We start from the raw sequence: 13,541 nt of genomic DNA, 5'->3' as shown, positions 1-13,541 counted from the left end.
AGCCCATGAAAATCATCAACGCCTCGCTGCGCAAGCAGACCGGCCTGTTCACCATCCGCTGCGAAGGCGACGTCATCGCCGAAGTGGTGCAGCAAGCCGGCACCGTGGTCGCCAGCGGCGACGACATCGACGCCCGTGGCAACCTGGCCATCGCCCCGCTGGTGGAGCCGCACATCCACCTCGACGCCACCCTGACCGCCGGCGAGCCGGAATGGAACATGAGCGGCACGCTGTTCGAGGGCATCGAGCGCTGGGCCCAGCGCAAGGAAACCATCACGCACGAGGACACCAAGTCCCGCGCCCACACCACCATCCGCATGCTGGCTGCCCATGGCATCCAGCACGTGCGCACCCACGTCGACGTGACCGACCCGACCCTGGCCGCGCTCAAGGCCATGGTGGAGGTCCGCGAAGAGGCGCGGCATCTGGTGGACCTGCAGATCGTCGCCTTCCCGCAGGAGGGCATCGAGTCCTACGAGGGCGGCCGCGAGCTGATGGAAGAGGCGATCCGCCTGGGCGCCGACGTGGTCGGTGGCATCCCGCACTTCGAAAACACCCGCGAGCAGGGCGTCAGCTCGATCAAGTTCCTCATGGACCTGGCCGAGCGCACCGGTTGCCTGGTGGACGTGCATTGCGACGAGACCGACGACCCGAACTCGCGCTTCCTCGAAGTGCTCGCCGAGGAAGCCCGCGTGCGCGGCATGGGCGGCCGCGTCACCGCCAGCCACACCACGGCCATGGGTTCCTACGACAACGCCTACTGCTCCAAGCTGTTCCGCCTGCTCAAGCGTTCGGGCATCAACTTCGTCTCCTGCCCGACCGAGAGCATCCACCTGCAGGGCCGCTTCGACACCTTCCCGAAACGCCGTGGCGTGACCCGCGTGGCCGAGATCGACCGCGCCGGCATGAACGTCTGCTTCGGCCAGGACTCGATCAAGGACCCGTGGTACCCGCTGGGCAACGGCAACATCCTGCGCGTGCTGGATGCCGGGCTGCACATCTGCCACATGATGGGCTTCGATGACCTGCAGCGCGCGCTCGATCTGGTCACCGACAACAGCGCCCGCGCGCTGAACCTGGGCGCGCGCTACGGCATCGCCGCTGGCCGCCCGGCGAACCTGCTGGTGCTGGGCGTGGACAGCGACTACGAAGCGGTGCGCCAGCAGACCAAGGCGCTGTACTCGATCCGCAATGGCCGCGTGCTGATGAAGCGCGAGCCGGAGCAGGTGGCGCTGGTCGAGGGCTGATCGGCCTCCTGTAGGAGCGAGCTTGCTCGCGAACCTTGGCCTCGCTGCGGGGCCGTTCGCGAGCAAGGCCTGGGAGTCCCCCCCTCGGCCCTACGAGATCAAAACCCCTCTCCCTAGCCCTGTAGGGCGCATAACGCCGCAGGCGTTATCCGCCATCTGGCGGATAACCCGTTCCGGGTTATGCGCCCTACGTGTGCCACAGATGCAATTCGTAGGATGGCGTGGAGCGCAGCGATGCCCATCAGTTCCGTGCACCGACCGCATGGGTATCGCTGCGCTCCACCCATCCTACGGGTGTCAGAGCTCTCTGCTCAGGGCACCATCACCATGCCGACGCCAAAGCGGTTCCAGCCCTGTAGGGCGCATGACGCCGCAGGCGTTATCCGCCATCTGGCGGAAAACCCGTTCCGAGTTATGCGTCCCACGTGAGCCACAGATGCAATTCGTAGGATGGCGTGGAGCGAAGCGATACCCATCAATTTCGTGCACCGACCGCATGGGTATCGCTGCGCTCCACCCATCCTACGGGTGTCAGAGCTCTCTGCTCAGGGCACCATCGCCATGCCGACGCCAAAGCGGTTCCAGCCCTGTAGGGCGCATAACGCCGCAGGCGTTATCCGCCATCTGGCGGAAAACCCGTTCCGGGTTATGCGCCCTACGTGTGCCACAGATGCAATTCGTAGGATGGCGTGGAGCGCAGCGATACCCATCAGTTCCATGCACCGACCGCATGGGTATCGCTGCGCTCCACCCATCCTACGGGTGTCAGAGCTCTCTGCTCAGGGCCCCATCGCCATGCCGACGCCAAAGCGGTTCCAGCCCTGTAGGGCGTATAACGCCGCAGGTGTTATACGCCATCTGGCGGATAACCCGTTCCGGGTTATGCGCCCTACGTGAGCCACAGATGCAATTCGTAGGATGGCGTGGAGCGAAGCGATACCCATCAGTTCCGTGCACCGACCGCATGGGTATCGCTGCGCTCCACCCATCCCACGGGTGTCAGAGCTCTCTGCTCAGGGCACCATCGCCATGCCCACGCCGAAGCGGTTCCAGGCGTTGATGGTGGCGATGGCCAGGGTCAGGTTGGCGATCTCGGCGTCGCTGAAGTGCTCGCGCAGGGCGTCGAACTGGTGCTGCGGGGCGTGCTTTTCCGGCAGGCGGGTGAGGCTTTCCACCCAGGCCAGCGCGGCGCGTTCGCGTTCGGTGAAGAAACGGGTTTCCTCCCACACGCTCAGGGTCTGCAGCCGTGCCTCGGTTTCGCCGGCCTTGCGCGCGTCATTGGCGTGCATGTTCACGCAGTAGGCGCAGCCGTTGATCTGCGAGGCGCGCAGGCGGATCAGTTCCAGCAGCGAGGTTTCCAGGCCGGATTTGGCCAGGGCCTGTTCCAGGCCGAGCATGGCCTTGTAGGCGTCGGGGGCGGCCTTGGCCCATTCGATACGTGCGCTCATGGTGGTCTCCAGTGGGGCCCGCGGTAGTGCGGGAATGGGGCTAAGGTAACGCCGACTCCCCGGCGTTCGAATAGCCAATTCCCGGCAATACCGGCAGACCAATGGGACCAATCCCGGCTGTGCGCCGGGCGCTCAGTCCCAACCGCCCGGGCAGCCCTTGCAGCCGGCCATGTTGCTGCCCTGGAAGTTACCGAAGCGCTGGCGGCTGCCACGCAGGTCGGCGTCTTCCAGGTTGGCCTCGGCCAGCTTCACTTCCTGCAGGTTGGCGTCGCGCAGGTCGGCGCCCTTGAGGTCGGCGCGGGACAGCCAGGTCATTTCCAGGTCGGCCGCGCGGAGGTTGGCCTGGTGTAGCTTGCCGCCGCTCAGGCGGGCGAACTCCAGGTAGGCGGCGGTCAGGTCTGCGCCTTGCCATTGCGCGCCCTGGGCGAACAGGCCCCAGGCCTGGATGGCGACCAGCTTGGCGCCACTCAGGTCGGCGCCGCGCAGGTTGGACTGCTGCAGGCTGGCGCGGGTCAGGTCGGCACCATTCAGTTTTGCCTTTTGCAGATCCGCCAGATCCAGCTTGGCGTGGCGCAGGTCGGCTCCGGCGAGGTTGGCGCCGGACAGGTTCATCCGCGTCAGGTCCTGGTTGCGCAGGTCGGCACCGCGCAGGTCGGCGTTCGGGCATTGGCTGTCCGGCTCGATACGGCAGCCAGCGATGACGGTAACCGCGTCGTCCTCGGCTACTTCAGCCGGCTGGCTGGTGGCGAAGGCGAGGGCGGAGAAGGGGAAGAGCAGGCAGGCAAGCAGGCGCATGGCGATCTCCTGGGTAAATGAGAAAGGCCCGCTCCGGAGTCGGCGCGGGCCTGCGGATCAACGGCTGGCGGTCTTGTTGTCCCAGCTCGGCAGCTTGAACACCCAGAAGGAACCGCCCTGGGCCACCGGCTTGGTCAGCTCGGCCATGTCGCCGCCCCACAGCGGCACCGCGCCGCCGTAGCCGACGGTCACGCCGATGTACTGCTCGCCATCCTGTTCCCAGGTGATGGGCGGGGAGACGATGCCGCTGCCGGTCTGGAACTGCCACAGCTCCTTGCCGGTCTTGGCGTCGAAGGCCTTGAGGAAGCCCTCGCCGGTGCCGGTGAACACCAGGTTGCCGGCGGTGGCCAGCACGCCGGCCCAGAGCGGCAGGTGGTCCTTGTATTCCCACTCGACCTTGCCAGTGGTGGGGTTCATGGCGCGCAGCGTGCCGACGTGGTCGTCATACATGCGCTTGATGCGGAAGCCCATGCCCAGGTAGGCGCTGCCCTTGGCGTAATTCACTTCCTCGGTCCAGTAGTCTTCCTTCCAGTGGTTGGCGGGGACGTAGAACAGCCCGGTGTCCTGGCTGTAGGCCATGGGGTTCCAGTTCTTGCCGCCGAGGAACGGCGGTGAGACTTCCACCGCCTTGCCGTGCTTCTGCCCAGGCTCCGGCAGCGGCGGGCGCTGGCCTTCGTTCTCCACCGGGCGGCCGGTCTTCAGGTCGATGTGGCTGGCCCAGGTGATGTTGTCGACGAAGGGGAAGGCGTTCTGCAGCTTGCCGTTGGTCCGGTCGACCACATAGAAGAAGCCGTTGCGGTCGGCGTGGGCGGTGGCCTTGACGATCTTGCCGTCCTGGGCCTTGTAGTCGAACAGCACCAGTTCGTTGTTGCCGGAGAAATCCCAGGCGTCGTTGGGCGTGTGCTGGTAGAACCACTTCACCTCGCCGGTGCTCGGGTCGACGCCAACCTGGCCGGAGGTGTAGAGGCTGTCGTAGTCGTGCGGGTTGCCGCCCTTGGCGGTGCGCGCCCAGGTATTCCACGGGCCGGGGTTGCCGGCGCCGACGATGATGGTGTTGGTCTCGGCGTCGAAACTCGCGCTCTGCCAGGGGGCGCCGCCGCCATGGCTCCAGGCCTCGACCTTGCCGGTGGGGGAGTTCTTGTCTTCCGGCCAGGAAGGCGCTTTCACGTCACCGGTGACGGTGCTGTCCTTGCCGTTCAGGCGGCCCATGTGGCCCTCGACGAACGGGCGCATCCACACCTCTTCGCCGGTGTCCGGATCGCGGGCGAACAGGCGGCCGACCACGCCGAACTCGTCGCCCGAGCTGCCGTGGATCAGCAGCACCTTGCCGGTCTTGCCGTCCTTCACGATGGTCGGCGCGCCGGTCATGGTGTAACCGGCGCCGTGGTCGCCGAACTTCTTCTTCCAGACCACTTTGCCGGTCTTCTTGTTCAGCGCCACGACCGAGGCGTCGAGGGTGCCGAAGTAGATCTTGTCGCCATAGATGGCAGCGCCGCGGTTGACCACGTCGCAGCACGGGCGGATGTCGTCGGGCAGGCGATGGTTGTAGGTCCACAGACGTTTGCCGGTCTTCGCGTCGAGGGCGAATAGGCGCGAATAGGAGGCGGTGACGTAGACCACGCCGTCGCTGACGATGGCCTGGGATTCCTGGCCGCGCTGCTTCTCGTCGCCGAAGGAGTAGGACCAGGCCGGGGTCAGCTTGAACACGTTGCCGGCATTGACCTGCTTGAGCGGGCTCCAGCGTTGGGCGTTGGTGCCCATGCCGTACTGCAGCACGTCGCCGGTGGTCTTGTGGTCGTTGGCGATATCGTCCCAGGTCACGTCTTTCGCCAGGGCGGAGCCGGCGGCGGTGAGGGCGATGGTGCAGGCGAGGCTGCTGAGGACCAGGTGCAGGGGGGCTGTTGTTGTTCTCATGGTGGTTTCCCGTGATGGATGGCGGCAGGCCGCTGCACGTGCCGCGGCGAATCCATGGTGGGAGGAGGGCGTGGTGGCGGGGAACGGAAAAGCTCCCGGTGATGCCGGGACTATTTCCCGGTCCGGGCATGACTTGGGCTTGCTGCCAAAGCGCCGGCAGTGGCCGACCGCCGTTCTAGTACGAAGGGAGTAGACGGGAGCATCCAAAGCAGGATTCGGCGCTCAGCTGCGCGTTCTTACCATCGTCATCACTGGCGTCGTTCCGGGCGCCGTGCCTTGCCAAGCATCTCGATGAGAGGATGAAGTGATGAACAACAAGAACGTGCTGTGCGGCCTGCTGTTGCTGGCCGGCCTGGGTGTTTCGGGCCTGGCCCTGTCCCACGGCAATGTGACGCCCCAGGCAGTGGATACCACGGGGCTGGAACCATTGGGCAAGGAATGGCGCGACACCAACCCCTACCGCGAGCCCTATGCCAACCACGCCAAGGCGGTGGAGATCGGCGCTTCGGCCTACAACCAGAACTGCGCACGCTGCCACGGGCTGGAAGCCAAGTCCGGCGGCATCGCCCCTGACCTGCGCATGCTTGACGTGGGCGCCGAGGGGGACGAGTGGTTCAAGGAGCGGGTGATCAACGGTGCGGTGCGCGACGGTGCGGTGTACATGCCGAAGATGGCTGACTTCATCAGCCAGGAAGGCCTCTGGGCAATCCGCACCTACCTGGACAGCGTGCACGTGGACGAGTGATCGCCATGCGCCTGCCCGTTCTGCTGCTTGGCCTGCTCCTGAGTCTGCTGCTGGGGCAGGCGCAGGCCGGAGTCCGCCCCTACGAGGACATGGTCACCAGCGGCGTACTGCGGGTCGCCGTCTACGAGAACTTCCCGCCCTACAGCTTCCTGCAGGGTGGGCAGCCGCGCGGGGTCGACGTCGATCTTGCGCAGCGCCTGGCCAGCGGGCTGGGCCTGCGGGCGGAGTTCCTCTGGGTCACCCCCGGCGAGCGCCTGGACGACGACCTGCGCAACTTCATCTGGAAGGGCCACTACCTGCGCCCCGGCGTGGTTGCCGACGTGATGCTGCGCGTGCCCTACGACCGCCAGTATGCCAACCGGCGCAACGACGTCGGCGAGTTCGCCAACGAGCAGGTGGTGATGTTCGGCCCCTACCAGCGCGAGCGCTGGCAGGTAGTCAGCGATGACCGTCGGCTGGCGGAAGTGGACACCATCGCGGCGTTCCGCGAACACCCCATCGGCGTCGAACTGGACAGCGTGCCGTCGTTCTACCTGACCTCGGTGCTGGGCGGCCAGCTCAGCCGCATGACCATCCACTTCCCCAGCACCCAGGCGGCCTTCGACGGTATGCGTGCGGGCAAGGTGGACGCGGTGATGGCCCTGCGCGGCGAGCTGGACTGGATGCGCGCGCAAGCCGCCGACGAGCACCTGAAGAATGCCGAGAACACCTACCCGAACCTCGGCCAGCCCGAGTGGGACATCGGCATGGCGGTGCATGAGAGCAACCGCCAGCTCTCCAACGCGCTGGACGGCGAGCTGGAGGAGCTGGTGCGCAGCGGCGAGATGGCAAAGCTCTACGCGGTCTACGGCATGCGCTACGAATTGCCGGGGCTTTATCAGGATGTGCCATGAGGGATAGATGATGCACAGGCGCCAGGTGTTGCTCGGACTCTGCGGTTTGCCGCTGCTGGCCGCGGCGGTGGAGGGTGATCCGATGCCCTCGGTGATGTGGGAATACCACCACAAGCGCTTGCTCAACGGCGAGCCTTACGTGTTCGACGAGCGGGTGAGGCTCGGGGTGCCGCCGTTCGCCGAAGATTCCCGCCAGGTTCCGGTGGAGGTCGACGCCCGCGCCTTGCCGGGGCGCTTCGACCGCCTGCTGCTGTGGGCCGAACTGAACCCGATTCCCCATGTGCTGACGCTTTACCCCGGCGAGCACCTGGAGCCGCTGCTGGCGGTGCGCATCCGTATCGAACAGGCCACGCCGATCCGCGCTGCGTTGCGTGATGAGAAGGGCGTCTGGCACGTCGGCTCGGCCTGGATCGACGCGGCCGGCGGCGGCTGCACGGCGCCCAGCGTGGTGCGTGCGCAACCAGGTTGGGAGGATCGGCTCGGCCAGGTCCACGGCGAGTCCTACCCCAAAGGCGAGTACAGCCGCGTACGCCTGTCGGTCTCGCACCCGATGGACAACGGCCTGGTCGGCGGCATTCCCGAGTTCTACCTGGATCATGCCGAACTGCGCGGGCCGGACGGCGAAGTCTTCGCGACGCTGGACCTGTTCCCGGCGGTCAGCGAGAACCCGACCTTCACCTTCGAAGTGCGCGGCCAGCCACATACCGAGCTCTGGCTGCACGACAACAACGGCAACGAATTCCAGGCCGCTCTGCGCTGACGTCGCACTGCGCCGACATCGCACAGCAATATCGAGGTACCCATGCGTTTCCTCCTGATCGCCCTCGCGTGCCTGTGCCTGCCGGCATGGGCCGACCTGCAATACCACCTTCAGCCCCGGCAGATCGCCGAGGGTACCTGGGTGGTGCAAGGCAGCACCGACAACTTTGCCAAGGACAACGGCGGCGCCATCGTCAACGTCGCCTTCATTGACACCGGCGACGGCGTGCTGGTGATCGATAGCGGTCCGTCAAAGCGCTATGGCGAAGCCCTGCGTGCGCTGATCCAGCAGACCACCGGCAAGCCGGTGAAGCGCGTGCTGCTGACCCACCACCACCCCGACCATGTGCTGGGCAACCAGGCCTTCACCGACGTGCCCATCGGCGCGCTGGCCGGCACCAGCAAGCTGCTGAAAGAGCAGGGCAATGCCATGGCGGAGAACATGTACCGCCTGGTCGGCGACTGGATGCGCGGCACGGAAGTGGTGCTGCCCACCGAGACGGTGGAGCCGGGCGAACTGCAGATGGGCAGCCACCGTTTCCGCCTGCTGGGCTTGCGCGGGCACACTGGCGCGGACCTGGCGATACTCGACGAGACCACCGGCGTGCTGTTCGCCGGGGATATCGTCTTCTACCAGCGTGCGCTGACCACGCCGAACAGTCCCGGCCTGGATGTCTGGCTGGGTGATCTGGATACCCTGCAACAGTTGCCTTGGAAGCAGATCGTCCCCGGCCATGGTCCCATCGCCAGCGATGCCGCGCCCTTTACGCAGATGCGCGATTACCTCGGCTGGCTCGATAGCGTGATGCGCGACGGCATCGCCCAGGGTGCCGACATGAACGACCTGCTGCGCACGCCCATCCCCGAGCGTTTCGCCGGCGTCAGCCTGACGCGCTACGAGCTGATCCGCAGCGTCAGCCACCTGTATCCGCGCTATGAGCAGAAGGCTCTGCCGCGCGTCGACGAGCAGTGACACCGCTCTCGTAGGATGGCGTGGAGCGAAGCGATACCCATCAGTTCGTTGCACCAACCGCATGGGTATCGCTGCGCTCCACCCATCCTACCTTTCTAACTGTCGGAGCGAGCTTGCTCGCGAACCTTCCGGCAGGATGAACGCCTGTGTCCGCCTCTCCCGCCGAACGGCTCCCTCTGGGAGTGGGCTGTCTGGTGCGGCTTTGCCGCTCGCCGCTCCAATTTGCTCTTCCTGTAGGAGCGAGCTTGCTCGCGAACCTCCCTGCAGGATGAATTCCTGCTTTCGCCCCTCGCGCCGAACGGCTCCCTCTCCCTCTGGGAGAGGGCTGGGGTGAGGGGCTTGGAACCCCACTCAGGCAACGCAGTTGCCGGGGAAATCCGCTTCGCGAGCAAGCTCGCTCCTACAGGGACAAGGCTCGCCCATCCAGCCTGAACAAGCCCGAATTTCGCGCCTCGGCAGCCCGGTATTGCTACCAAGGAACTAGGGAATTCGGCACTGCGTTCAATTGTTGGCCTGCCGTGCCAAACCAAGAATCTGCGACAGACCGGGAAATTTTCCCGGGTACAACAACAATCGCAGAGGCGCACCGCCATGAGACAGCTTCAACCTTTCGCCCGCACCGTGCTGTTCACCGCCATTGGCCTGGCCAGCCTGGGCGCCCACGCCGGGGTCACCGACCAGGACATCAGTGATGCCGCCAAGCGCACCGACCAGATCGTGGTCAACGGCATCAACCAGCAGGGCCAGCGTTTCAGCCCGCTGAACACCCTGAACAGCGATAACGTGAAGGAGCTGCGGCCGGTGTGGGCGCTGTCCTTCGGCGGCGAGAAGCAACGTGGCCAGCAGGCGCAGCCGCTGATCAAGGACGGCGTGATGTATGTCACCGCCTCCTACTCGCGGGTATTCGCCGCCGACGCGCGCACCGGGCGCAAGCTCTGGCAGTACGACGCACGCCTGCCCGACGGCATCATGCCGTGCTGCGACGTGATCAACCGTGGCGTGGCGCTGTACGGTGACCTGGTGATCTTCGGCACCCTCGACGCCAAGCTGGTCGCCCTGAACAAGGACACCGGCAAGGTGGTATGGAAGAAGACCGTGGCCGACTACAAGGCCGGCTACTCCATCTCCGCCGCGCCGCTGATCGCCAAGGGCAAGCTGATCACCGGCGTGGCCGGCGGCGAGTTCGGCGTGGTCGGCAAGATCGAGGCCTACAACCCCACCAACGGTGAGCTGCTGTGGAGCCGGCCGACCGTGGAAGGCCACATGGGCTACGTCTACAAGGACGGCAAGCCGGTGGAGAACGGCATCTCCGGCGGCGAGGCGGGCAAGACCTGGCCGGGCGACCTGTGGAAGACCGGCGGCGCGGCGCCGTGGCTGGGCGGCTACTACGACCCGAGCACCGACTCGCTGTTCATCGGCACCGGCAACCCGTCGCCGTGGAACTCGCACCTGCGTCCGGGCGACAACCTGTTCTCCTCCTCGCGCCTGGCGCTGAACCCGGAAGATGGCTCGATCAAGTGGCACTTCCAGACCACCCCGCACGACGGCTGGGACTTCGACGGCGTCAACGAGCTGGTGTCCTTCGACTACAAGGACGGCGGCAAGACCGTACAGGCCGCGGCCACCGCGGACCGCAACGGCTTCTTCTACGTGCTCGACCGCACCAACGGCAAGTTCATCCGCGGCTTCCCCTTCGTCGACAAGGTGACCTGGGCCAAGGGCCTGGACGAGAACGGCCGGCCGATCTACGACGATGCCCACCGTCCGGGCGCGCCGGGCGAGGGCGGCGAGAAGGGCACGTCGGTGTTCGTCGCACCGTCCTTCCTCGGCGGCAAGAACTGGATGCCCATGGCCTACAGCCAGGACACCGGGCTGTTCTACGTGCCGTCCAACGAGTGGGGCATGGACATGTGGAACGAGAACATCGCCTACAAGAAAGGCGCGGCGTACCTCGGCGCGGGCTTCACCATCAAGCCACTGAACGAGAAGTACATCGGCGTGCTGCGCGCCATCGATCCGAAGACCGGCAAGCAGGTCTGGCGCTACGAGAACTACGCGCCGCTGTGGGGCGGCGTGCTGGCAACCCACGGCAACCTGGTGTTCACCGGCAACCCCGAGGGCTACCTGATGGCCTTCGACGCCAAGACCGGCAAGAAGCTCTACCAGTTCAACACCGGCTCCGGCGTGATCGCCTCGCCGATCACCTGGGAAATGGACGGCGAGCAGTACGTGACCGTGCTCTCCGGCTGGGGCGGCGCGGTGCCGCTGTGGGGCGGCGAGGTGGCCAAGCGCATCAAGGACCTGGACCAGGGCGGGATGATCTGGACCTTCAAGCTGCCGAAGGATCTCGTCGCCAAGAAGTGATGGTGCTGTGAGGTGATCAGAGGGCCGGCCGTTGAGCCGGCCCTTTGTTTTGGTGCTCTTAGCGCGTGGATTTTTTCCTCAGGTACATCGGTTTTATCCAGCAGCGTAGGAGCGGACTCTGTCCGCGATGTGTCTGCCTCGCGCCTAGGCTTCCCGCGTCGCATCGATGTGCGCGTGGGCTCCTTGTTTCGCCCCCTCGGGCGAGTCCCTTTTGTCAATCGCCACAAAAGGAACCAAAAGGTCTTGCCCCGGACATCCGGTTTTTCGCTTAGGCGAAAAATACCCTCGTTGAACCGAAGTTTCAGGGGCACGCGGCGAAGGGCCGTCCCTGGCCCATCGCCGCTCTCGCGACATCCATGTCGCTCAACCCCTGAAACTCCGCTTCAACGAGGCCTCCTGAACGGGGCATTCGGCGTGTGCGGAAGTCTCTCTGGAAACCTTCAAAATCCAGAGCCAGAGCCAGAGCCAGAGCCGTGTTGTGGAGTTCCCGTAGGAGCGGACCTTGTCCGCGAAATCCTTCGCGGCGGACCTTGCGCTGATAAGCAACATCAGATGCTCGCCGCCACCTGTAGGAGCGAGCTTGCTCGCGAACCACCCGGCACCGTAGGGCGCATAACGCGACAGCGTTATCCGCCGTGGTGGCGTCGGCGGATAATCCGTTCCGGGTTATGCGCCCTACAACCTGCGACGCTCGCCGCATCTACTACCAAATGAGGAACCCATCCCTCCCATGGGTGCATTCCGGGCCGGGAAGGGCGTTGCCTAAGATCGCTCCATGACCTGGCCGATGGAGGCCGGGAACCGACAGGAGAGCACCCCCATGATCTACGCCGCACCCGGAACCCCAGGCGCCGTCGTCACCCTCAAGCCGCGCTACGGCAACTACATCGGCGGCGAGTTCGTCGCGCCGGTGCTGGGCCAGTACTTCAGCAATACCTCGCCGGTGAATGGCGAAGTCATCGCCGAATTCCCGCGCTCCACCGCCGAAGACATCGACAAGGCGCTGGACGCCGCCCACGCCGCTGCCGGCAGCTGGGGTCGCACCTCGGTGCAGGACCGCGCGCTGATCCTGCTGAAGATCGCCGACCGCATCGAACAGAACCTGGAACAGCTCGCCGTCGCCGAAACCTGGGACAACGGCAAGGCCGTGCGCGAGACCCTCAACGCCGACGTACCGTTGGCCGCCGACCACTTCCGCTACTACGCCGGTTGCATCCGCGCGCAGGAAGGCGGCGCCGCCGAGATCAACGAGAACACAGTCGCCTACCACATCCACGAGCCGCTGGGCGTGGTCGGGCAGATCATCCCGTGGAACTTCCCGCTGCTGATGGCCGCGTGGAAGCTCGCTCCGGCGCTGGCCGCCGGCAACTGCGTGGTGATCAAGCCGGCCGAGCAGACCCCGCTGTCGATCATGCTGCTGGCCGAGATCATCGGCGACCTGCTGCCGCCGGGTGTGCTGAACATCGTCCAGGGCTTCGGCAAGGAAGCCGGCCAGGCGCTGGCCACCAGCAAGCGCATCGCCAAGATCGCCTTCACCGGCTCCACGCCGGTGGGCTCGCACATCCTCCACTGCGCGGCGGAGAACATCATCCCGTCCACCGTGGAACTGGGCGGCAAGAGCCCGAACATCTTCTTCGAGGACATCATGAACGCCGAGCCGGCGTTCATCGAGAAAGCCGCCGAGGGCCTGGTGCTGGCCTTCTTCAACCAGGGCGAAGTCTGCACCTGCCCGTCGCGGGCGCTGGTGCAGGAGTCGATCTTCGAGCCGTTCATGGTCGAGGTGATGAAGAAGATCAAGGCGATCAAGCGCGGCAACCCGCTGGACACCGAGACCATGGTCGGCGCCCAGGCCTCGCAGCAGCAGTACGAGAAGATCCTCTCCTACCTCGATATCGCCCAGGGCGAAGGTGCCGAACTGCTCACCGGCGGCTCCAGCGAGCGCCTGGAGGGTGACCTGGCCAGCGGTTACTACATCCAGCCGACCCTGCTCAAAGGGCACAACGGCATGCGCGTGTTCCAGGAAGAAATCTTCGGGCCGGTGGTCGGCGTGACCACCTTCAAGGACGAAGCCGAAGCGCTGGCGATTGCCAACGACACCGAGTTCGGCCTTGGCGCCGGCGTCTGGACCCGCGACATCAACCGTGCCTGGCGCATGGGCCGTGGCATCCAGTCCGGCCGCGTGTGGACCAACTGCTACCACCTGTACCCGGCCCACGCCGCGTTCGGTGGCTACAAGAAGTCCGGCGTCGGCCGCGAAACCCACAAGATGATGCTCGACCACTACCAGCAGACCAAGAACCTGCTGGTGAGCTACGACATCAATCCGCTGGGCTTCTTCTAACCCTTGCAGTAACCCGGCGGACCGTCCCCCATCAGGTTCGCCGGCCCTTTCCGCTGTACCCC

At 65.7% G+C, this 13,541-nt stretch carries 10 protein-coding genes; 7 read left to right on the top strand and 3 right to left on the bottom strand.

The features are described 5' to 3' along the window. The first annotated feature begins 5 nt into the window (after positions 1-5). On the top strand, positions 6-1,247 hold the full coding sequence (gene codA / locus L6D89_RS19860) for a cytosine deaminase (protein WP_236174019.1): 1,242 nt from the start codon (positions 6-8) through the stop codon (positions 1,245-1,247). A gap of 1,013 nt (positions 1,248-2,260) precedes the next feature. On the opposite strand, the gene L6D89_RS19855 is transcribed toward codA, so the two are convergent. The 3 genes from L6D89_RS19855 to exaA form a co-directional block, all read right to left on the bottom strand. After that, a complete protein-coding gene (locus L6D89_RS19855) occupies positions 2,261-2,695 on the bottom strand; it encodes a carboxymuconolactone decarboxylase family protein (RefSeq protein ID WP_236173325.1) in 435 nt (144 codons plus the stop codon). Positions 2,696-2,827: 132 nt separating this feature from the next. Then, a complete protein-coding gene (locus L6D89_RS19850) occupies positions 2,828-3,490 on the bottom strand; it encodes a pentapeptide repeat-containing protein (RefSeq protein ID WP_236200893.1) in 663 nt (220 codons plus the stop codon). Positions 3,491-3,547: 57 nt separating this feature from the next. Beyond that, positions 3,548-5,404 (bottom strand): quinoprotein ethanol dehydrogenase, encoded by a 1,857-nt coding sequence (gene exaA, locus L6D89_RS19845; protein ID WP_236200892.1) that lies wholly within the window; start codon positions 5,402-5,404, stop codon positions 3,548-3,550. A 307-nt stretch (positions 5,405-5,711) separates the two neighbouring features. On the opposite strand from exaA, the gene pedF reads away from it, so the two are divergent. The 6 genes from pedF to exaC all read left to right on the top strand — a co-directional run bounded on the left by pedF (position 5,712) and on the right by exaC (position 13,479). Next, positions 5,712-6,149, top strand: a complete 438-nt coding sequence (pedF, locus tag L6D89_RS19840; protein WP_037013308.1) for a cytochrome c-550 PedF — start codon at positions 5,712-5,714, stop codon at positions 6,147-6,149. A 5-nt stretch (positions 6,150-6,154) separates the two neighbouring features. Continuing rightward, positions 6,155-7,042 (top strand): substrate-binding periplasmic protein, encoded by an 888-nt coding sequence (locus L6D89_RS19835; protein WP_236173322.1) that lies wholly within the window; start codon positions 6,155-6,157, stop codon positions 7,040-7,042. Between the two features lie 7 nt (positions 7,043-7,049). Beyond that, positions 7,050-7,802, top strand: a complete 753-nt coding sequence (locus tag L6D89_RS19830) for a quinoprotein dehydrogenase-associated SoxYZ-like carrier (protein ID WP_373874974.1) — start codon at positions 7,050-7,052, stop codon at positions 7,800-7,802. 42 nt (positions 7,803-7,844) lie between these two features. Next, the gene (locus L6D89_RS19825) at positions 7,845-8,774 is read left to right on the top strand and encodes a quinoprotein relay system zinc metallohydrolase 1 (protein WP_236173320.1); all 930 of its coding nucleotides are present in this window, start codon (positions 7,845-7,847) and stop codon (positions 8,772-8,774) included. Between the two features lie 591 nt (positions 8,775-9,365). Next, a complete protein-coding gene (locus tag L6D89_RS19820; protein WP_045217984.1) occupies positions 9,366-11,138 on the top strand; it encodes a methanol/ethanol family PQQ-dependent dehydrogenase in 1,773 nt (590 codons plus the stop codon). A gap of 820 nt (positions 11,139-11,958) precedes the next feature. Further along, positions 11,959-13,479 carry an acetaldehyde dehydrogenase ExaC gene (gene exaC / locus L6D89_RS19815; protein WP_236200890.1) on the top strand — a complete coding sequence of 507 codons (1,521 nt, stop codon included), beginning with the start codon at positions 11,959-11,961 and terminating at the stop codon, positions 13,477-13,479. Positions 13,480-13,541: the final 62 nt, after the last annotated feature.

The organism is Pseudomonas pseudonitroreducens, assembly GCF_021603645.1.
Classification (GTDB): Bacteria; Pseudomonadota; Gammaproteobacteria; order Pseudomonadales; family Pseudomonadaceae; genus Pseudomonas; species Pseudomonas pseudonitroreducens.
The sequence above is the reverse complement of the archived record's forward strand: the minus strand, read 5'-3'. Positions and strand labels throughout refer to the sequence as shown.

Bases quoted from the DNA above. Each gene is read 5' to 3' on its own strand.
- codA (WP_236174019.1), top strand. From the start codon at position 6: ATGAAAATCATCAACGCCTCGCTGCGCAAGCAGACCGGCCTGTTCACC.
- L6D89_RS19855 (WP_236173325.1), bottom strand. From the start codon at position 2,695: ATGAGCGCACGTATCGAATGGGCCAAGGCCGCCCCCGACGCCTACAAG.
- L6D89_RS19850 (WP_236200893.1), bottom strand. From the start codon at position 3,490: ATGCGCCTGCTTGCCTGCCTGCTCTTCCCCTTCTCCGCCCTCGCCTTC.
- exaA (WP_236200892.1), bottom strand. From the start codon at position 5,404: ATGAGAACAACAACAGCCCCCCTGCACCTGGTCCTCAGCAGCCTCGCC.
- pedF (WP_037013308.1), top strand. From the start codon at position 5,712: ATGAACAACAAGAACGTGCTGTGCGGCCTGCTGTTGCTGGCCGGCCTG.
- L6D89_RS19835 (WP_236173322.1), top strand. From the start codon at position 6,155: ATGCGCCTGCCCGTTCTGCTGCTTGGCCTGCTCCTGAGTCTGCTGCTG.
- L6D89_RS19830 (WP_373874974.1), top strand. From the start codon at position 7,050: ATGATGCACAGGCGCCAGGTGTTGCTCGGACTCTGCGGTTTGCCGCTG.
- L6D89_RS19825 (WP_236173320.1), top strand. From the start codon at position 7,845: ATGCGTTTCCTCCTGATCGCCCTCGCGTGCCTGTGCCTGCCGGCATGG.
- L6D89_RS19820 (WP_045217984.1), top strand. From the start codon at position 9,366: ATGAGACAGCTTCAACCTTTCGCCCGCACCGTGCTGTTCACCGCCATT.
- exaC (WP_236200890.1), top strand. From the start codon at position 11,959: ATGATCTACGCCGCACCCGGAACCCCAGGCGCCGTCGTCACCCTCAAG.